This is a genomic window from Chryseobacterium daeguense DSM 19388 (assembly GCF_000430825.1).
Classification (GTDB): Bacteria; Bacteroidota; Bacteroidia; order Flavobacteriales; family Weeksellaceae; genus Chryseobacterium; species Chryseobacterium daeguense.
Genome location: NZ_AUMT01000020.1, coordinates 1 through 20,403 on the forward strand (window position 1 = coordinate 1; position 20,403 = coordinate 20,403).

The window sequence follows — 20,403 nt, forward strand, 5'->3', positions numbered from 1 at the left end:
TCAGCCATACGCTGGTGGAAATTTCATTAAAAATATTCCCTGCAATTCCATCAATAATATGGAAAGGAATACTCAGCAGCACAAAAATTAAAAGGATAAAAAATCCATAAATGAGCGCATCTCTTTTTCCTTTTGCCTTGTTTTTATTCCCTTTTGTAAAGAAGGAAACGGTAAGGGGAATCATCGGGAAAACGCACGGGGTAAGCAGTGCAATTAATCCTCCGATGAATCCAAGGAATAAATAAGTCCAATAATTTTCATCCACTTTGGCTGCTGCAGTTCCGCAGTCAGTCAGTGGTTTCTGGAAATTGATGGATTCTATTTTTAATTGTTTTGGGTCAAGCTTTGAGGCTGCCGTAGCTGTATTTTCTGTTTTTACCTGATTTACAGCTGTTGTTTCAGCTGCTGCAGGACTGGCTGCGGAATCTTCTGCAGGTTCTGTTTTTTCATCGGCTGGAGTTTCTTCTGCGCCTTTTGGAGTTACCTGCTTGTTAAATTCCAGGGTGTTTGGAGCCAGACAAACCCTGTCGTCGCAGGTCTGGTAAGTGATTTCAGCAACCACATCTCCTGGTTTTGCTGCGTCCTTCAGCTTAAATTTCTGCTTAAATCCTGCCGAATTGGAGTAATAAATAATCTTACCCCCGAAAGCTTCAGAGAATTCTTCATGTTTTTTACCAACTTCGGTGAATTTCCCAATCAGTTCGATATTTTTCCCGGAAACTTTATATTCTGTAGGAATTCCGGTATCTTCAGGAAGGTCTTTGGAGTAAACATGCCATCCGTTTTCCATAGTGGCATTCAGCACCGCTTCGTACTGATTATTTCCTAAATCATTGATTGTAAATTTAAATTTTACAGGATTTTTGATTTGTGCATTAATTCCTGCTCCTAAAAACAACAGAACTAATAAAAACCAGCTTTTAAATTTCATTTTACTTTAATTAAAATTTTGAGAATATGTATTGTTTTCTCATCCCTAATATATCTTTTGTCCTGCCTGAGGGGAATAACTCCTAATACCGAATTATTACCGTCTGTCAGGATCCAGATTTTTTGCCTCGCTAAAATAGATAATTTTTCGTCCCTAAAAAACTTAGAAACTTTCTTTTTCCCTGAAAATCCGGCGGGATAAAATTCGTCTCCGTCCTTTTGACGTCTCAAGTGTAGTGGAAACTGAAGTTTTCCGGCATCAAAATTCCACTCAAATACCTTATTGATTTCTTCAATTCCTCCAATAACATTTTCGAGATTGATGCTGATTAGGTTTTCTGTAAAGTCAAATTTTTCGATGAGAAGAATTTCATCTTCTGCCTTTGGACTTCCATCTTCCATCTTTCTTTTCAAGATCAATTCATCATAATTAATGATCAATTGATAATCTTTTGAAAAAAAAGAGCTTCCGTTTTCTGCTGTAAAAATTTTTGAAATTTCCTCAGTTTGATTAAAGCCGTACTTTTTTAAAATCTCAAACTTTACAAAATCACTTTCCTGCGCCAGCTTTTCCTTTGATAGGATTTTGTGGTATTGGTTAAATATCGTGATGCGGTTTTCTATTTCCTGAAGCCGGTTCTGGACAAAATCTTTAGTCTGGTTCAGGTAAGAATTACTCCTTTTAAAATTGTTTAAAAAATTTTCATTAGTTTCCAATAATTTCGGAACAATTTCCAAGCGGATTTTATTTCTTAAATAATCGCTTTTCTGGTTGGAAAGATCTTCACGGTATTCAATATTATTTTCTTCTGCAAACTGGTAAATCTCATCTTTTGTAAAGTCCAGTAATGGTCTCAGAATGTTATTGTCTTTGGCGGGAATTCCACTCAGTCCGTTAATTCCGGAAGCTTTTGATAAATTGATGATAAAAGTTTCCAGCTGGTCGTTCAAATGATGTGCAGTAACAAGATAATCAAGGTTTTCTTCTTTCTGAATTTGTTTAAAAAACCGGTATCTTAATTCTCTGGCCCAAAGCTGTATAGAATTGGAAGGTCGGTGATCTTTTTCCGAAACTTCGTAAATGTGAAGCTTAATTTGATTTTTCTCACAGAAATCCTGTACAGTCTTTTGATCCAGATCAGAATCTTTCCCACGAAGCTTGTAATTTACATGAGCCACCTGAAATTGAAGGCCCGCAGCCAGCATTCCAAAAAGCAAAACCATAGAATCTGCACCTCCGCTCACAGCCAAAAGATAGCGGTGATTTTCCGGAAAATGAATAAGTTTTTCTAATTGATTTTTTAAGCTTAATTTTTTCAACATCTGTGCTGAGAATTTCTTTTGTGCAAAGATAATTTATATAATTAAAATGAATTTTCTACCTTTGGTTCGTCTAAAAATGATTATTTATGAAAATTTTTAAAATTGTAGCAGTTTCTGCAATGGCGCTGGGAATGACATCTTGTATCAGTAAAAAGCAGTATGATGCACTGAGCTCAAACTACAAGCAATGTATTGAAAACGTGGGAGAAAGACAAAGAGAAATCCAGGATCTGAAGTCTCAGAATTCTGCGTTGGCAAGTGAAAATAATTTACTAAAAAGTCAGCATGATGCTTTAAAATCTTCACTTGATGCCTGTCTTTCTAATACAGGAAAAAGTTCTGCAAATATTGATAAGTTAGTAGGAGAGATTAATGCTTCAAACTCTTATATCAAACAATTAATTTCAAGCAATGCTAAAAATGACAGTTTGAATCTTGCATTATCAAACAAACTGAAAAGATCTTTGGATAATGTAGCGGATGACGACGTACAGGTAAAAGTTCTGAAAGGCGTTGTAATGATTTCACTTTCGGATAAAATGCTTTACAAAACAGGTGATTACAACATCCTTCCTGCAGCTCAGGAAGTTTTGGGTAAAGTAGCTAAAGTGATCAATGATTATGATAAATATTCAGTGCTGATCGAAGGTAACACGGATAACGCACCATTGAATTCTCCGAACGTACCGAGAGACAACTGGGATCTTTCTGCATTGAGAGGTACAGCCGTGGCTAAAATCTTACAGACTCAGTTCGGTGTAGATCCTGCAAGAATTACAGCGGGAGGGCGTTCGGAATACAATCCAAAAGCCACCAATATGAGTGTTTCCGGAAGAGCTGAAAACAGAAGAACGGAAATCATCATCATGCCAAAGCTTGATGAGTTCATGAAATTAATGGACATTGCGCCAAAGAAATAATTCATAAGAACAACATTCAGTCAATAAAATAAATCCCGAAGCAATTCGGGATTTATTTTTTAATCAAATTAATTCTTCTTTTTTCAATAAGGAAATAATTCGTTGCAAAAATGAATTGGATATTTCTGGTTTCTTTTTTTTCAAAGAAAAGTCCGCCTTACCTTTTGATAATGCGGCTTTTTGATTCTCATTGATAATTTGTTTTTCACCTGCATTCATTTCTCTGGTGTTTTTACCCTGCTTTTGCAAATGTAGGATTATCCTGTATTCAAACGATCCGTATTTTTACGGTAATTGATATGGGGTTTTCCCAATTGAGACCGAAACTTGGGGCTTCTTTTCTTTTTTTCTTAATATTTAAGTAAATTTGAATAACAAAAATTTGTAGAATGAGCTTTTTTGAAGAAACAAATCCTGAAATGGACAGGTATCTGGAAAAACACGCTTCCTCCGAGCCTGAAATTCTGAGAAAATTAAGAAGGGAAACATACCAGAAAACTACGCAGCCACATATGATTTCCGGTTATCAGCAGGGAAGATTATTAACTATTATCTCTCAAATGATGAATCCTAAAAATATTCTGGAAATCGGGACTTTTACGGGATATGCTACACTTTGCCTTACAGCGGGTTTAGCAAAAGACGGTAAAATAACAACACTGGATGTAAATGAGGATTTAGCTTATCTACCCAAAAAATATTTTGCAGCAAGTGAATATTCGCGGCAGATTGACTTTAAAATTCAGGATGCAAAAGAGTTTTTAAAAGAGACTGATGAAGTTTTTGACCTGGTTTTTATTGATGCAGACAAAGAAAATTATGCAGAATATTTCAGATTAATCAAACCAAGAACAAAGTCCGGATCGGTGGTATTATTTGACAATGTTCTGTGGTATGGTAAAGTTTTGGAAGAAAACCCGAAGCAGAAATCTACACAGATCATTAAGGAATTAAATGATTTGATCGCAAAAGATGATGATTTTGAAAATCTTATTTTACCTTTGCGGGACGGTATAAACTTTCTTCGCAGAAAGTAATTAAAATATTAAAGAATTCAGAGATTTAGAAATTAGAAAAACGGATAAATAATTTCTTAATGCCTAAATCTCTTAATCTCTAAATTAATAAGATGGATAAAGGAATTTGTATTGTTACAGTGGCGCCCGTTCGTGCGGAAGGTTCTGATAAGGCAGAAATTGTTACAGAAATATTGTTCGGCGAAAGTGCAGATATTTTGGAGGTTAATAAAAACTGGACCAAAATAAAAATGCATTATGATGGCTATGAAGGTTGGATGGATACAAAACAGCTGAAAACTGTAACAGACGAGGAACTGGCAAAACGAAAAGTTACGGTGGTAACGGAAGATTTTTCTTCTGTTTTAATGAATGACGGAAAAACGTTACTTTCTATGGGTTCTGAAGTGGAATTTCCTGTAGTGGCATCCAGAAGAAGTCATGATGTGCGGGAAAGTATTGCCCTTACAGCCAGAGAATTTTTGAATGTTCCTTATTTATGGGGAGGGAAAAGCTTTTTTGCGGTGGATTGTTCCGGTTTTACACAGCTGGTTTATAAAATTCATAACATAAAGCTGCCCAGAGATGCTTCCCAACAGGTAGAAGTGGGAGAGTCACTTACTTTTGTTGAAGAAAGCCAGCCCGGAGACCTTGCATTTTTTGAAAATGCAGAAGGGAAAATTATTCATGTGGGAATTATGCTGGATAATCAGAAAATTATTCATGCTTCAGGAAAAGTAAGAATTGATACCCTGGATTCTACAGGGATTTTTAACAAAGAAATGAATAAGCATACTCATAAATTAAGAGTTATTAAAAACATTCTATAACCATTAAAACCAATCTGAAATGCAAAATATTTTCCTCACCGTTTTTGATGTTGTTAATTTTGGATTGCTTGTTTTTTCGTGGTGGTTTACGGTAAAGCATTATAAAAGTTTACCACAGACTATTCCCATTCATTTTGATTTTGATGGGAAACCGGATAATTTCGGGACTAAAAAATATTCTTTTTTGACTCCTGCTTTGCTTACTGTTTTTTATGTAGCTTTTGCTTTTATAGTAAGAATGCCGGAAATAGCCAATTACCCTGTAGAAATCACAGAGAACAATCAGGACGCGCAGTTTTTAATCATGGAAATTTTCATGAGATGGCTTTTTACACTGGTTTCTCTGGTTTTTCTAAATAGTCAGGATTATATGTTCAGATATTCCGTTGACGAAACTGCTAAGCCAAGAGTACCTCTTTCGAGTGTTATTTTTGGACTGATTGGCAGTTTGATTGTAGTCTTTATTTTTGTAGGAGCATTCAAATAAAAATTGATTAAAATGTCTTTTTTTTACAACATATTTATCAGCTTACTCATCTTTGGGATGAAAGTTTTTTCGTTGTTTAATGATAAAACTAAAAAAGGCATTGTAGGAAGAAGAGAATCGCTGCAGAAAGTGCAATCTGCTTTTAAAAAATCTGATAAAGTCATTTGGATGCACGCTGCAAGCCTGGGAGAATATGAACAGGGACTGCCGGTTTTAGAGCAGTTGAAAAAACATTTCCCTACACACAAAATCCTGGTGACGTTCTTTTCACCATCGGGTTATGAGAACGTTGTTAAAAAGAAACATATTGCAGATGTGATCTGTTATTTGCCCTTCGATAAAAAAGCTTTTGTAAAGGAATTTATCTCACAGTTTTCAGTTGAACTATATTTTACGGTGAAGTATGATTACTGGTATAACCTTTTACAGGAATTAAAAAATCAGGGAGCAAAAACGTATGTCATTTCTGCTTTGTTTTATGAAAGACAATCATTTTTTACATCTTACGGAAAATGGTTCGTCAACCAGCTGCAAAGAAATGTCGACTGGTTTTTTCATCAGACAGATTTTTCATTTGCATTGGCTAAAAGTGTAGGCCTTACAAAATCTTCTGTGACGGGAGATACAAGATTCGACAGGGTAAAGCAGTTGAAAAATCGCGATAATCACGTAGATTTTATTAAAGATTTTATAGCCGGTGATAAGGCGGTTGTGTTTGGTAGCTCCTGGCAGGCTGAGGAAAAAATCGCGGAAGAAGTTTTGCAGGGAAGTCCTTATGCCAAGCTTATCATCGCACCTCATGACCTGAAAAGAGTTTCTCATCTTAAAAATATTTTCCCTGATTCAATTTTATACAGTGAAATTGACAATTCGGTTGAAAAATTCAAATCCAATGTTTTGATCATTGACAGCATCGGTTTGCTTTCAAAATTATATTCTTATGCAGATATAGCTGTTGTGGGTGGAGGTTTCCATGATTCGGGACTGCACAATATTCTGGAAGCTGCAACGTTCGGGGTTCCGGTGGTTTTTGGAAATCATTACAGAAAAAATCCTGAGGCAGACGGACTGATAGCTGCGGATGGAGGAAAATCTTTTGAAAATGCCGGTTTGGCTGCTGATTTTGTACTTTTTCTGATCAATAATGAAGATGCGCTTCAAATGATGTCTGAAAATGCCGAAAAGTTTGTTCAGGAAAAACCGAATTCCACAGAATTGATCATGAAGAAAATTTTATCTTAAAAACCCCTGGCTTTTTATTTCTTTAATAATCAAATCAAAGTTTTCAGGAATTTTATCGCTTGTTAACCAATTAAAATCTATCCCGTTATTGATAAAAAGCTTGGATAAATAATTGTTTTGATGAATTTTTTCTTCCAGGCTTTCTAACTGCTCATCAAATTCTATCCAGTAATCTGCGTCCAGCTTTTTGATTAGGCTTAGTGCTTTAACGGTTTTGTTAATAATATAAATATAGAGCTTATACACATTGTCGAACCTTTGTCTGCTAAGGTCTCTGTTGTATTCCAGTATCTTATTGATCAATAGTAAATTAAGCGAAACCTCACCATACTTGTCTGTAGTAATTTTTACATGCTCGGTAATTTCCGCGCTGATCTTTCTGATAATTCCCAAAAAATATTTCTGGTTGCTGATGTATTTTGAAGCCAGTAAAACTTTTTCCTGAACAATCTCTTCCATTGCATCCCTCTTATTGTCAGTAGTTTCCGGATCTATGAGCTCGAAATACAATTTTTTGGATAAAAGCTTATCTTTTTTTAACAGCCTGAAAATAAGGCGGTCTTTTTCTATGCTGGAGAATGCGCTCAATGCAGCTTTGAATTCTTTTGAATATTCCATTAATTAAAAATTTTAGAATATTTTAAAAACCCGTTCAATGCCCAGTTTGCGGTATAGTACAATGACTTCACCGTTGAAAACCCCATGAAATCTTTATAAACCAGGTATTGATCTTTGATGATGTTTTTCTTCTTCCGGGAAACACTGTTTTCGCGCATTCTGTACTTTGCAAGGGTCTTTTTTACGGGATATCCTTTTGGTATTTCTTTCAACAAATTGAGCCACATTACATGGTCTTCGCGCTTGCTTTTTACAGGAAAGAAAAATTTTCCGACTCTTTTTGTATCATAAATCGTTGATACCGGAGCCAGTCTGCAGGTTTTAAGCAAATTGGAAAATGTAACGATTTTATCTGCCTCAAAATCCTTCAAAACAGGTTCCATGGTATGCTCATCACATCTGGAATAGTTGCAGTATACCAGCTCTGCATTGTTTTCCTGCATGTAATCCGTCATTGTTTCAAGATATTCCGGATACCAGTAATCATCAGAGTCCAAAAAAGCGATGTACCTTCCCTGGGCTCTTTCCAGGCTTTTGTTGCGGGCATTTCCTGCGCCTCCGTTTTGTTCCAGAACCTGCAGTTTTATTCTCGGATCATTGTATTTTTTAATGATTTCTACAGTATTGTCTTTGGACTGATCATCAGAAATCAGCCATTCCCAGTTTTCGTATGTCTGATGAAGTACAGACTGTATAGTTTCCTCAATAAATTCTGCAGAATTGTAGGATGGTGTGATGATGGAAACGAGGTCTTTCATTCGCGTTTTAAATATTCATTAAAATTACAAAAATCTTTTCTCATAAAAATGCCATGAGCTTACTCCCACAGCAATTACCAGAAGCATACAGACAACGGCCATTACAAAAGGATTATAATCTTCGAAAAGGCCTAAAGTCGTAAAAGTCCGGATAATAGGAAAATGGAAAATGTAAATTCCGTAAGTGAAATCTCCATACTTCCCAAAATTATTTAAAAACTTGAAGGAATAAGCGATATAAAGTACAATAATACCAATCATCATCGGGGAAAATAGTTTGATGTCAAAAATCAGATCAATCCACACGGTAGCAATAGCAACAATGAAAAGCTTATGTTTATACTGAATAAACTTGTCAAAATTAAAGTAAATCAGCATCCCTGCAATGAAATAACACAGTACGCCGGGAAGTTGTTTGGCCAGGGACATTTTATTTAAACCTTCAAAATAATTAAGATAAATAAGAGACAGGAAATATAAAATGACAAGGCTTATCGTTCTGTATTTATTATTTTTCCCGAACAGTAAAAACATCAGCGGAACCGCAAAATAATAGCACATTTCTACTTTAAGGGTCCATAGAGCTCCATTCACGGCCTGATTGCCGAAAACCCCCGGAAGCCAGGGTGCTTTAAAATTCAGAAACAAAGAATTCCAGAAAAGATATTTATAAACCTGCGGATTTCCGAAATATTCCGAAAAAGAAAGTGTGCTCACGAGGCTCAGCAGGATAGCACACAAAAAAACAACAAGCAGATAGGCGGGAACAATTCTTTTGATTCTCTTTTTCAAATAGCTTTTAAGGCTGGAAGATCTCTCATAGCTTCTTGCAATAAGGAATCCACTCACGATAAAAAAACCGAAAACGGCAATTTCTATGGGGCTGTTCTCAAGGAATTTAAGTTCTTTGGAAGCACTTAAGGTTCCCAAATGTCCGACGAAAACGATAAAAGCGAGGAGAACACGTAAGAAATCAAAATTATTTTTCGTAATGTTTTGCATCTGCATTTGCATTGTTTTGTGCAAAAATAGTTTTTTTCAAAGAATAGATGGCTTAATTTAAAATCAATATTTGTTAAATACAGGTAATATTGAATAAAATGGCACGTATAATTTTGAGAAAAGATAAGTTTTCAATAATTTTTCACAAAAAATTATTAATTATATCAAAAAAATTATAATTTTAGCGCTTTAAATTTTGATACATGAAGAAATTAGCATTACTATTTGCAGGTTTATCATTATTTGTAGCTACTGGATGTAGTGATGATAATGACAATAATCCTATGGAATACCCGCTTGTAGGGACCTGGCAGCCTATAAAAGAAGTTCATACGCTTGTGGCTGTGGGGGAAACACCTATTTCAGACGAGATTACCTATACAGATTGTGAGAAGGAAGGCAGATGGGTTTTTACTTCATCTAACGGGAAAAGAATGGAAAAAGGCGACAGCCCTACAACTCCGGGACAGTGCGATGTTACTTTTGACAGAAACTTTACCTATACTTATGATAAAGACAGTAAGGCAATTCAGATCAAATACCAGGGAATCGTAGAGCCGGACAAAGGAAAGGTAACGACCCTCAATGAAACAACCCTGAACCTTACCATCGAAGATACTTCAGATCCTACAGAATATACTTCTGTAACTTATACAATGAAAAGAATTCCTCAATAATAATCAGAATTTTTTCAAAATATAAAGATCTCATCTTCGGATGGGATTTTTTTTGGTGTATTATTTAATTCAAAATTAAATTCCATTTCTTTTAAATTCATTATTTTTGTGAAAACTAGATTTGGAACTCATAATTCTAATATCTATTATCTAACATCTAATATCAATAATAAAGTGTTTTACGATCATCAGCAGATAGAAAAAAAGTGGCAGAAATACTGGGAAGAAAATCAAACTTACAAGACTTCCGATAACACAGACAAACCCAAATTTTATGTTCTCGATATGTTTCCGTACCCATCAGGAGCGGGCCTTCACGTGGGCCATCCACTGGGATATATTGCATCAGATATTTATGCGAGATATAAAAGACATCAGGGTTTCAATGTTCTCCACCCGGTTGGTTATGACAGCTTCGGACTTCCTGCTGAGCAGTACGCTATCCAGACAGGGCAGCACCCTGCGATTACTACTGAGCAAAACATTACAAGATATGAAGAGCAGTTAAGAAAAATAGGCTTTTCATTCGACTGGAGCAGGGAAGTAAGAACTTCCGACCCTTCTTATTATAAATGGACACAATGGATTTTCATTGAATTATTCCATTCCTGGTACAATAAAGCTACTGATAAGGCAGAATCTATTAAAACGCTGATCAGACATTTTGAGGAAAAAGGTACAGAAGGATTAAATGCCAACCAAAATGATGAATTGATCTTCACCGCAGAAGAATGGAATAATGCTTCTGAAATGGATAAAGAAGATATCCTTTTAAATTATCGTTTGGCCTACAGAGCGGAAACGACTGTAAACTGGTGTCCTGCATTGGGAACTGTTTTAGCGAACGATGAGGTGAAAGACGGAAAATCCGAAAGAGGAGGCTTTCCTGTTTTCCAAAAGAAAATGATGCAATGGAGCATGAGGATTTCTGCGTATTCGGAAAGATTATTGCAAGGTTTAAAAACATTAGACTGGCCACAGCCTCTGAAAGATTCCCAGGAATACTGGATCGGAAAATCTCAGGGAGCGCAGGTGAACTTTGAAATTGAAGGGCATCCAAACGAAATCGTAGAGGTGTTTACTACAAGACCTGATACCATCTTTGGAGCAACTTTTATGGTATTAGCTCCGGAAAATCCTTTGGTGGAAACCATTACGACTGCAGAACAAAAAGCTGAGGTAGATCATTATATTGAAGAAACTTCCAAAAAAACAGAAAGAGACCGTATGGCAGACGTGAAAAACGTTTCAGGTGCTTTCACAGGAAGTTATGCAACCAACCCTTTCAGTAATGAAAGAATGCCAATCTATATTTCAGATTATGTATTGATGGGCTACGGAACGGGTGCCGTAATGGCAGTTCCTGCTCATGATGAACGTGATCACAGGTTTGCAAAGAAATTTAATTTAGAAATTAAAAAAGTCGTAGAAACGGACGAAGATGTTCAGGAAGCTTCTTTTGATTCTAAAGATTCGGTTTGTGTGAATTCTGATTTCTTAAACGGTTTACATTATAATGATGCAAAAGCAGCGATCATTGCAGCGATTGAAAAAAAAGGAATTGGCCACGGAACTACCAATTACAGACAGCGTGATGCCATTTTCTCCAGACAGCGTTATTGGGGAGAACCGGTTCCTATATATTATAAGGATGGAATGCCTTACACATTGCCAGCTTCTGCGTTGCCTTTGGAGCTTCCTGAAGTTGAAAAATATTTACCGACTGAAGATGGAGATCCGCCATTGGGAAATGCAAAAACTTTTGCCTGGGATGAAGCCAATCAAAAAGTTGTAGACACCAATTTAATTGATGAAAAAACTGTTTTCCCGTTAGAATTATCTACAATGCCGGGCTGGGCCGGAAGTTCATGGTACTTCCTGAGATATATGGACCCGAATGATGATGAGGTTTTTGTTAAAAAAGAATTAGCAGATTATTGGGGACAGGTTGATTTGTATATTGGGGGAAGTGAGCACGCAACCGGTCACTTATTATATTCTCGTTTCTGGAATATGTTTTTAAAGGATAGGGGATATATTAATCAGAATGAGCCTTTCCAGAAACTAATTAATCAGGGGATGATTTTGGGGATGAGTGCTTTTGTGTATAGAATTGATGGAACTGATCAATATGTATCTAAAAATTTAGCAAAAGATTATAAAACCCAGCAAATCCACGTTGATGTATCCTTATTAAAAGGAACATCAGATGAATTAGATACTGAAGCTTTCAAAGCATGGAGACCGGATTATTCCGATGCGGAATTTATTTTGGAAGACGGGAAATACATCACAGAGCGTGAAGTAGAAAAAATGTCCAAATCAAAATATAATGTAGTAAATCCGGATGATATCTGCGAAGAGTACGGCGCGGACGGTTTAAGATTGTATGAAATGTTCTTAGGACCATTGGAACAATCCAAACCCTGGAACACTCAAGGTCTGAGCGGAGTTTACGGTTTCATGAAAAAATTCTGGAATCTGTATTTTAACGGAGATCAATTTGAAGTTTCAGATGAGGAGCCTACAAAAGCGGAATACAAAGTGTTGCATACATTAATAAAGAAGGTTGTTTATGACATAGAAAACTTCTCGTTTAATACGTCTGTATCATCATTTATGATTGCTGTAAATGAATTACAAAAAATAAAATGCAATAAACGCAATATTTTAGAACCTTTAGCCGTTATCATCTCTCCGTATGCACCTCACATCTGTGAAGAGCTTTGGAGCTTATTAGGTCATAATGAATCCATCGAATTTGAGAAATTCCCTGTATTGAACGAGGAATATCTGGTGGAAGATGAAATTCAGTATCCGGTAAGTGTAAACGGGAAAATGAAGTTTAAAATTTCACTTTCGGCGCAGCTTTCTGCGAAAGAAGTAGAAGATTTGGTGCTTGAGGATGAAAAATTACAGCAAATTTTGGAGGGTAAAACACCGAAAAAAATAATTGTAGTCCATCACAGAATTGTGAATATAGTAATTTAAAAAAAATTAACATTGGCAAATTAAAAAAAATGAAGGCTTATATTTTTTAAATTTTTAACGTAATTGTTAAAATTGGGAAATATTGCCAAAAAATGAGAAGATAATTATAATATCGAAATCGTATTAAAATTTCATTGTCGAAAAAAACTGAAATGTTTATTTAAGACTATTGCATTTTAATTAATTTTGCCTTTAATTTACACTTTCGAAAATTTTTAAAACAATATAATTTAGTTAAATATGGAAATGAATGTTTCAAAAAATGATGAGCAAGTAGTTGCTAGAAAGGCGGGAGGTTTAAACCCAGCTTTAATTATTCCTATTCTATTCTTAATAGGAGTTGGTATTTATTTATTCGTTCTTGGTAATCCAGGAAACTTCAAAGATGCAGAGAAACTGGGAAGCGGATCTGTAGCCTTTTCAAGTGTTGAAGGAAAGGACATTCACCCAGAGTCATTTTTGGGAATTATCTACAAAGGAGGGGTAATCGTACCTATCTTGATTACTTTCATGATTACGGTAATCGTTTTCTCTTTCGAAAGATATTTCGTTCTTAGCAAAGCTGCTGGAAAAGGAAACTTAGACAACTTCGTTGTACAGGTAAGAAGTTTGCTAAACCAAAACAAAATTGATGAAGCTTTAGAAGAGTGCGACAGACAGCAAGGTTCTGTAGGAAATGTAGTGAAAGAAGGTCTTACGACTTACAAAGCTTTATCTCACGATACGACTCTTAACAAAGAGCAAAAAATGGTAGCGCTTAACAAAGCGATTGAAGAGGCTACTACTCTTGAAATGCCAATGCTTGAGAAAAACATGATGATCCTTTCTACTTTAGGTACTGTTGCAACGTTAGTAGCACTTTTAGGTACGGTAATCGGGATGATCAAGGCATTCTTCGCATTAGGTTCAGGAGGTGGTACTCCGGATGCAGCTGCACTTTCTACTGGTATCTCTGAAGCCTTGATCAACACGGCATTAGGTATTGGTACTTCAGCTATCGCTATCATCCTTTATAACTTCTTTACTTCTAAAATTGACGGATTAACTTATAAGATCGACGAGATCGCAATGAGTATCCAACAATCTTTCGCTGAATTCAACTAAGAATTCTAGCAAGGAATTTGCATAAGTAAAAAGAAGTTTAATTAAAAATCATTAATAATAATGGCGAGAGTCAAACCAAAAAGACACGGAGTTATTACGGATATGACGGCAATGTGTGACGTTGCGTTCCTACTACTTACGTTCTTTATCTTGACCACTCAGTTTAAAAAACCTGATGTGGAGCAGATCAAACCGCCATCTTCAATATCAGAGAAGTTACTTCCTGATGCAAGTTTGATGACTATCAACGCTACTCCGGACGGAAAATTCTATTTCCAGCCGGTAGAAAATGCATCTGAAAGACTACAGCTTTTAGACAATATGGGACAGAAGTACGGTGTTACTTTTGACAATAATGAGAAAGCTGCATTCCAAAAAGTACAAGCAATTGGGGTTCCTATGAACCAGCTGAAAAGCTTCCTGGATTTGCCAGAAGATGAGCAGAAGAATTTTAAGAGTCCTAAAGGGATTCCTATGGACAGTACAAATAAGCAATTAGTTGACTGGGTAGAGCAGAGTTTAAAAGTGAACCCTGAGTACAAACTAGCCATTAAAGGTGACGTTACTACAGAATACCCTAAAGTTAAAAGCCTATTTGAGGGTTTAAGAGATATCGATTTTCTTAAATTTTGGTTGATTACATCACAAGAAGGTAAACCTAATGAATAATATCATTTAGAAATGGCAGAAGTACAAGTACAGGAAAAAGGCGCCAAAGGCGGCAAGGTACGTTCCAAGAAACAGAGTACCAGAGTCGATATGACTCCGATGGTGGACTTGGGTTTTCTATTGATTACCTTCTTTATGTTCACAACCACATTCTCTAAACCGAATGTAATGGATTTGGGTCTTCCGGCTAAACCGAAAGATAAAACAAAAAAACCACCTCCAACAGAAATTAAACTTTCGAACTCTATATCTCTATTATTAGGAAAAGACAATAAGATTTTCTGGCATCAGCAGGATAATACCTCGCTAACAGATCAGAATCTTAATGAAACCACTTTCGATAGAGAAGGAATCAGAAAGATCATCCAGCAGGCAAAGGCAAATGCGGCAGATAAAACAAAATTCACTGTAATTATCAAACCGACTGACGATGCTGTATATAAAAACTTTGTTGATATTCTTGACGAAATGGCAATTACAAAGAGTGAGCAGTACGGTGTTACTGATCTTAAGCCTTGGGAAAAAGCTATTTATGACAGAAAAGTTGGTAACTCGGGAGCAGCTCCTGCAGCGCCGGCTACAAAGTAATTTAAACCATAAAATTGTACATCTATGGCAAATGAAAATTCATACGATCCAAGTCTTACCTTAGACGAGATTGTATTTGAAAATAGAAACAAGGAATATGGTGCATACGATTTAAGACATCAGTATCCAAGACTTCTGACAAGATCTTTCCTCGTAGGAACGGCATTATTCCTGGTTGCGGCTTTGTCTCCATTTATATATCTTACTATTAAGAGACTTACTGAACCGCCAAAACAAGAAGTGAAGGCAGATTTAGTAGAGATTCTTCAGGAGGATAAAATTATTGAGCAGCCAAAAGAAGAAGAACCACCTCCACCACCTCCACCTCCAAAAGAGGAAGAGAAAATTGAAATTATTCAGAACGTGGTTCCGGAGCCTGTAAAAGCTCCAAAAATTGAAACTCCACCGCCGCCAATTTCTAAGCAATTAGAAACTACTACAGGTTTAGTAGCTCAGGAAGGTGTAAAAGCTCCGGCTTATACTCCGCCACCGCCACCACCGTCTACTGGTACTAAAGCTTCAACTGTTGAAGTGAAGCCTCAGGTAACGAATGACGTTTATGAATCTGTAGACCAGGCTGCTGACTTTAGTTCAGGAGGTATCAATGGATTTAGATCCAAGTTCATGGATAACTTTGATAACTCTTCAGTAGAAGGTGAAGGTACTTTAAGTACTGAGATTACTTTCGTTGTTGAAAGAGACGGATCATTAAGCCAGGTTAAGGCTAACGGTTCAAACTCAGATTTCAACAGAGAAGCTGAAAGAACTGTAAAAAGTATCAAAACCAAGTGGATTCCAGGTAAAGTTAACGGCCAGCCGGTTCGTTCTCGTTTCCGTTTCCCGGTTAAGATGAACTTTGAAGGATAATATTTTATCTTTAAATAATAATTAAAAAAGAGAAGCTTATGCTTCTCTTTTTATTTTTTTTGGTATTTTTGTTATATGATGTTCAATTGGTTATCCCTTATCACGGGATTGTTTTATATCGTTTTAGGAATTGTGGTAATTTTTTACAAATTCTTTTTCACGATTCTGGAGCCTGGTGTTGCCTACGCAATGGGCTCGCTTCTTATTCTGTATGGTATTTTCCGGATTTACAGAGCAATTACAAGAATTAAAGATTCAAACAATGAAAAATAGTGTTAAAATTATAGTACTATTTTTTCTTAGTATTATAGCAGTAAGCTGCAAAAAAGAAGATAAATCACCTTCTTACCATAAAGGTGAAATGACGATTCTTACGGATGAGTCATTTAAAAGTGTTACGGAAGCTCTTGCGGATGGATATATGATCAACTATCCGGAAACAAAAATCAAAGTAGTTACAAAAAAAGAAGATTTGGGCTTTCTGGATTTATTACATGATAAAGCCAGAATCGTTGTAATGTCCAGAGATTTGTCGCCTGAGGAGATCAAAACTTATGAAGAGCAGGTAGATCTGAAGTTTTTACCGGCAAGGTTTGCTGCAGATGCTGTAGTTTTCGTTGTTCCAAAAGATTCTCCGAAAGAATCAATTTCAATGGAAGAAATTTCACGTGGGATGCAGTCTGAAAACAAAGAATTTATTTTTGACGGAACCAATTCAAGCAACCTGAATTTTGTAGCCCAAAAACTCAAAAAACAGCCCAAAGATTTAAAATTTTCGGTGATTTCAGGAAATAAGAATATTATCGAAGAACTAAATAAGTATCCCAATAAAATTGGAGTGGTGGGTCTTAATACTTTCAGCCGGCCTTATGATAAAGAAGCTGAGCAGCTAAGAGGCATGGTAAAGATCTTACCGGTTGAAAATAAAGGAATTACCTATAATCCTGATTTTGAAAACCTGCGTAAAATGAAATATCCTTTCACAAGGGTGCTTTACTTCCTTACCAATGAAGGAAATTTCAATATTGCAAACGGTTTTATCAGGTTTTCAAGCACCCAGCTGGGGCAGATGATCGTTCAGAAGGAAGGACTCCAACAATATAATCTATATAAAAGAGAAGTACAAATGCGTTAAAAAATATTAAATTAACATTTTAACCAAATTAAATACACTATTTTGGTCTGAAAATTGTGTATAAAATAACTCAGTTTAGAAATTATAAAATGAAAGATATAATGAATATGAATGTAAAGAAGATTGCTTTTGGAGCAGCAGTGGTATTTTTTACCAATTTTGCCTTTGCGCAAACAGTACAGGATGGTATCAACAGTATTGACAGTGATAAATTTGCTCAAGCAAAAACTAATTTTACGAACATGGTTGCAAAAGAGCCTACTGCTGAAAATTATTTCTACTTAGGAAATACATTTTTGAAGCAGGTAGAGCCGGATTATGCAGCAGCTACAGAAAATTTTAATAAAGGGCTTGCTGCAGACAGCAAAAGTTATTTAAATAAAATCGGTCTGGCAGCGGTAAAGCTTGGAAAAGGTGATAAAAGTGCTGTTGCAGAAATTCAGAAAGCTGTAACGGATTCTAAAGAGAAAGATGCTGAAGTTCTGTTCAGAGCTGCTGAAGCTTTAACATTATTTGAGAAAAATAACTCTCCGGATCTGGCAATTCAGTTTTTGAATAAAGCGATCGAAAGAGCCGAAAGAAAAGGTGTTCCTGCACATTATTACTATACTTTAGGGGATGCTTACAGACTTAAAAGAATGCCTGGTGATGCAATGACTGCTTATGAAAAAGCTTTACCTCTTGCAAAAAATAAAGCATCGGTTTATACAAGAATCGGGTCTTTATGGATGGCAGCTCAGCAGTGGCAGCAGGCTAAAACCAATATAGAAAAAGCAATTGCTACAGATCCTTCTTATGCTCCGGCGTATAAGGTAATGGCAGCTTATGATATCAGATATCAGCAAAATGCTAAGGCAACTCAAGACCTTATCAACTATACAAAATATGCTGATGAAGACCCATATACGCAGTTAGAAATTGCTAAGCTTTATTTTACCAATGAAGATTATACAAACTCTAAGCAGGTTTTAGATAAGATTTTTGATAAAATTAATGATCCTATCAAGTTTAAATTAAGAGCTTATCAGTTGTATGCAGACGGTAAATATGCTGAAGCAAAACAAAACATGGATAACTTCGTTTCTCAGGCGGAAAAAACAAGAGTACAGCCTGCTGACCAGGGATTACAAGGTTTAATCGCAGCTGGTTTAGCTAAAACAGAAACGGATGCAGCTAAGAAAACAGCTTTAACAACTGAAGCTCAGCAAAAAATTGCTATTGCAAAAGCGGCTAAAGACGAGACCATGAAGTGGGATATGGAGTTAGCTAAAATTGCAGGAGGAGGTGCTTCTCAGGCTAATGCGGATGCAGGACCTATCAACCCTGTTATTGAAGGATTAAAGCAAAAAGTTGCGGCCAATGCTCAGGATACAGATTCCTTATTTAAGTTGGCAACAGCTTATCAGGAAGCTAAAAACTGGGATGGTGCTATTGCCACATGGGAGAAAATGAGTACTCTTCTTCCTGATTGGGCTCCGGCTTACTACAGCTTAGGATATTCTTACCAGCAAAGCGGTAACAATGACGCTGCAAAAATTGCTTACGAAAAATATATTTCTACAGTAAAACCTGCAGAAGTTGACGCAAACAAACAGACTTTAGCATACGCTTACTTTGCAGTGGCTTATCTGTCTAAAGACAGTGATGTGGCTAAAGCTAAAGATTATGTTGCTAAATCTGTACAATTGGATCCTACTTATCAGGATGCTGTGAAATTAAATGCAGAGATCAATAAATAATTTATAATTTAAATTATAGATATAAAGCTTCCCATTCGTAATGTTTGGGAAGTTTTTATTTTAAATCTTATCTTTGAAAATATGAAAACAGATATACTTGCTTTTGGTGCACATCCTGATGATGTGGAACTTGGATGTGGCGGAACGATAGCCAAAATGATTTCAGAAGGTAAAACATGTGTTATTGTAGACCTTACAAAAGGAGAGCTCGGTACGAGAGGAACTGATGAAACCAGAAAAGTGGAAGCTGCAGATTCTGCAAAGATTCTGGGGGTTGCTGCAAGGGAAAATCTGGGGATGAAAGACGGTTTTTTGGAAAATTCTGAAGAATATCAGATGAGGATTGTAAAAATGGTTCGCAAATACCGCCCGGAAATCGTATTGGGCAATGCAATTGATGACAGACATCCTGATCATGCAAAAGGAGCGAAATTAGTGTCAGATGCGTGCTTTTTGGCCGGACTGAGAAAAATTGAAACTGTTTTGGATGGGGAGAACCAGGAAGTGTGGAGACCAAAGCATATTTTCCATTATATTCAATGGAAAAATATAGAGCCGGAATTCGTTATTGATATTTCTGAGCATCTGGATAAAAAAATTGCAGCATGTATGGCGTTTAAAACCCAGTTTTATGACCCGACTTCCAAGGAACCGGAAACGCCGATTACATCCAAAGACTTTTATGAAAGTCTTACCTACCGTGCCCAAGATTTGGGGAGATTATCGGGAGTGACTTATGCTGAGGGATTTACGTCTGAGAAGCTAATTGCTTTGAAAAATTTTGACGGAATTGTTTGGTAATTAAAAAATCTTTTCTATATTTGCACTCACAAAACGGTGATTGTAGCTCAGTTGGTTAGAGCGTCGGATTGTGGTTCCGAAGGTCGTGGGTTCGAGACCCATCATTCACCCAATAAAAGTACACTTTTCAGAAAGTGTACTTTTTTATTTTAAAGTATTTTATGCTTGAGGTGAGTAGCTTTAAATGAATAAATTGAGTGAAATTTAATTTTGAAAATTGAGAATTGCCCGGGTTCGGACATAAAAAAAGCACCCTTTTTCAGATGCTTGTGTTTTTAGTTATTTTCTTTTAGACTTCGTCGTCAGAATCTATCGTGTATGATCTGCTCTTGAAATCTTTGTCATGTTTTTCTGATATTACATCCTCACCCTTTTCGCTAATGATGAAATCTGTGGACTCATTAAACATCTCCTGAAAACTTTTAAAATCTTCTTTATAAAGATAGATTTTGTGCTTCTCGAATGTAGCTTCTCCATTCTCTCCGAAATTCTTTTTGCTTTCGGTAATCGTAAGATAATAATCTCCTGCTTTCGTCTCGCGCACATCAAAGAAATAAGTTCTTCTCCCTGCTTTTAACACCTTCGTGAAAATTTCATTTTCATGGCGTTCCTTGTATTCACTCATTGTTAGATATTTTTTAATCTTGTTAAGAACAAATATAAAAGTTTTCTTTTAATCACAAAATTTTTTTTATGATTTATTTAA

22 protein-coding genes and 1 tRNA gene are annotated in these 20,403 nt (G+C 36.1%); 16 read left to right on the forward strand and 7 right to left on the reverse strand.

Going from position 1 to position 20,403, the window contains the following annotated elements; translation table 11 throughout:
- The coding region (locus H560_RS0118325) for a protein-disulfide reductase DsbD domain-containing protein (protein ID WP_034753212.1) at window positions 1-931 on the reverse strand (931 nt) is incomplete at its 3' end.
- Complete coding sequence (gene tilS / locus H560_RS0118330) at window positions 928-2,253, reverse strand: tRNA lysidine(34) synthetase TilS (protein WP_027381333.1); 1,326 nt, start codon at window positions 2,251-2,253, stop codon at window positions 928-930. The genes tilS and H560_RS0118325, both read right to left, overlap by 4 nt.
- A gap of 86 nt (window positions 2,254-2,339) precedes the next feature.
- Between tilS and H560_RS0118335 the strand changes: the two genes are divergently transcribed.
- Window positions 2,340-3,173, forward strand: a complete 834-nt coding sequence (locus tag H560_RS0118335; protein ID WP_027381334.1) for an OmpA family protein — start codon at window positions 2,340-2,342, stop codon at window positions 3,171-3,173.
- 63 nt (window positions 3,174-3,236) lie between these two features.
- On the opposite strand, the gene H560_RS0118340 is transcribed toward H560_RS0118335, so the two are convergent.
- A complete protein-coding gene (locus tag H560_RS0118340) occupies window positions 3,237-3,392 on the reverse strand; it encodes a hypothetical protein (protein WP_155845043.1) in 156 nt (51 codons plus the stop codon).
- A 170-nt stretch (window positions 3,393-3,562) separates the two neighbouring features.
- Between H560_RS0118340 and H560_RS0118345 the strand changes: the two genes are divergently transcribed.
- The 4 genes from H560_RS0118345 to H560_RS0118360 all read left to right on the forward strand — a co-directional run bounded on the left by H560_RS0118345 (window position 3,563) and on the right by H560_RS0118360 (window position 6,748).
- A complete protein-coding gene (locus tag H560_RS0118345) occupies window positions 3,563-4,210 on the forward strand; it encodes an O-methyltransferase (RefSeq protein WP_027381336.1) in 648 nt (215 codons plus the stop codon).
- Window positions 4,211-4,302: 92 nt separating this feature from the next.
- Window positions 4,303-5,019, forward strand: a complete 717-nt coding sequence (locus tag H560_RS0118350) for a C40 family peptidase (RefSeq protein ID WP_027381337.1) — start codon at window positions 4,303-4,305, stop codon at window positions 5,017-5,019.
- A gap of 19 nt (window positions 5,020-5,038) precedes the next feature.
- Window positions 5,039-5,506: a DUF1648 domain-containing protein gene (locus H560_RS0118355; RefSeq protein ID WP_027381338.1), complete on the forward strand. Its 468-nt coding sequence runs from the start codon at window positions 5,039-5,041 to the stop codon at window positions 5,504-5,506.
- A 12-nt stretch (window positions 5,507-5,518) separates the two neighbouring features.
- Complete coding sequence (locus H560_RS0118360; protein WP_027381339.1) at window positions 5,519-6,748, forward strand: 3-deoxy-D-manno-octulosonic acid transferase; 1,230 nt, start codon at window positions 5,519-5,521, stop codon at window positions 6,746-6,748.
- Here H560_RS0118360 and H560_RS0118365 read toward each other — a convergent pair.
- The 3 genes from H560_RS0118365 to H560_RS21980 are packed head-to-tail and all read right to left on the reverse strand — an operon-like array spanning window position 6,740 to window position 9,132.
- Window positions 6,740-7,366, reverse strand: coding sequence for a hypothetical protein (locus tag H560_RS0118365; RefSeq protein ID WP_027381340.1), 627 nt, complete (start codon window positions 7,364-7,366; stop codon window positions 6,740-6,742). The genes H560_RS0118360 and H560_RS0118365 overlap by 9 nt on opposite strands.
- A complete protein-coding gene (locus tag H560_RS0118370) occupies window positions 7,366-8,124 on the reverse strand; it encodes a glycosyltransferase family 2 protein (RefSeq protein ID WP_027381341.1) in 759 nt (252 codons plus the stop codon). The genes H560_RS0118365 and H560_RS0118370 overlap by 1 nt, the downstream gene beginning before the upstream one ends.
- Before the next feature lie 24 nt (window positions 8,125-8,148).
- Window positions 8,149-9,132 carry an acyltransferase family protein gene (locus tag H560_RS21980; RefSeq protein ID WP_051289383.1) on the reverse strand — a complete coding sequence of 328 codons (984 nt, stop codon included), beginning with the start codon at window positions 9,130-9,132 and terminating at the stop codon, window positions 8,149-8,151.
- 197 nt (window positions 9,133-9,329) lie between these two features.
- Between H560_RS21980 and H560_RS0118380 the strand changes: the two genes are divergently transcribed.
- The 11 genes from H560_RS0118380 (at window position 9,330) to H560_RS0118435 (ending at window position 19,808) form a co-directional block, all read left to right on the forward strand.
- Window positions 9,330-9,803 (forward strand): lipocalin-like domain-containing protein, encoded by a 474-nt coding sequence (locus H560_RS0118380; protein WP_027381342.1) that lies wholly within the window; start codon window positions 9,330-9,332, stop codon window positions 9,801-9,803.
- A gap of 174 nt (window positions 9,804-9,977) precedes the next feature.
- Window positions 9,978-12,794, forward strand: a complete 2,817-nt coding sequence (gene leuS / locus H560_RS0118390; protein WP_027381343.1) for a leucine--tRNA ligase — start codon at window positions 9,978-9,980, stop codon at window positions 12,792-12,794.
- Window positions 12,795-13,034: 240 nt separating this feature from the next.
- A complete protein-coding gene (locus H560_RS0118395) occupies window positions 13,035-13,898 on the forward strand; it encodes a MotA/TolQ/ExbB proton channel family protein (RefSeq protein ID WP_027381344.1) in 864 nt (287 codons plus the stop codon).
- Window positions 13,899-13,958: 60 nt separating this feature from the next.
- Window positions 13,959-14,567: an ExbD/TolR family protein gene (locus H560_RS0118400; protein ID WP_027381345.1), complete on the forward strand. Its 609-nt coding sequence runs from the start codon at window positions 13,959-13,961 to the stop codon at window positions 14,565-14,567.
- A 12-nt stretch (window positions 14,568-14,579) separates the two neighbouring features.
- Complete coding sequence (locus H560_RS0118405; protein WP_027381346.1) at window positions 14,580-15,155, forward strand: ExbD/TolR family protein; 576 nt, start codon at window positions 14,580-14,582, stop codon at window positions 15,153-15,155.
- Window positions 15,156-15,179: 24 nt separating this feature from the next.
- The gene (locus H560_RS0118410) at window positions 15,180-16,022 is read left to right on the forward strand and encodes an energy transducer TonB (protein WP_027381347.1); all 843 of its coding nucleotides are present in this window, start codon (window positions 15,180-15,182) and stop codon (window positions 16,020-16,022) included.
- A gap of 75 nt (window positions 16,023-16,097) precedes the next feature.
- The gene (locus H560_RS0118415; RefSeq protein ID WP_185095860.1) at window positions 16,098-16,295 is read left to right on the forward strand and encodes a DUF308 domain-containing protein; all 198 of its coding nucleotides are present in this window, start codon (window positions 16,098-16,100) and stop codon (window positions 16,293-16,295) included.
- Window positions 16,285-17,157 (forward strand): PstS family phosphate ABC transporter substrate-binding protein, encoded by an 873-nt coding sequence (locus H560_RS0118420; protein WP_027381349.1) that lies wholly within the window; start codon window positions 16,285-16,287, stop codon window positions 17,155-17,157. The genes H560_RS0118415 and H560_RS0118420 overlap by 11 nt, the downstream gene beginning before the upstream one ends.
- A gap of 89 nt (window positions 17,158-17,246) precedes the next feature.
- Window positions 17,247-18,896 carry a tetratricopeptide repeat protein gene (locus H560_RS0118425; protein ID WP_027381350.1) on the forward strand — a complete coding sequence of 550 codons (1,650 nt, stop codon included), beginning with the start codon at window positions 17,247-17,249 and terminating at the stop codon, window positions 18,894-18,896.
- An 81-nt stretch (window positions 18,897-18,977) separates the two neighbouring features.
- Complete coding sequence (gene bshB1, locus H560_RS0118430) at window positions 18,978-19,697, forward strand: bacillithiol biosynthesis deacetylase BshB1 (protein WP_027381351.1); 720 nt, start codon at window positions 18,978-18,980, stop codon at window positions 19,695-19,697.
- 35 nt (window positions 19,698-19,732) lie between these two features.
- A tRNA-His gene (locus tag H560_RS0118435) sits at window positions 19,733-19,808 on the forward strand.
- A gap of 178 nt (window positions 19,809-19,986) precedes the next feature.
- Here H560_RS0118435 and H560_RS0118440 read toward each other — a convergent pair.
- Entirely contained in the window at window positions 19,987-20,322 is a 336-nt protein-coding gene (locus H560_RS0118440) for a DUF3276 family protein (protein WP_027381352.1), read from the reverse strand.
- Window positions 20,323-20,403: the final 81 nt, after the last annotated feature.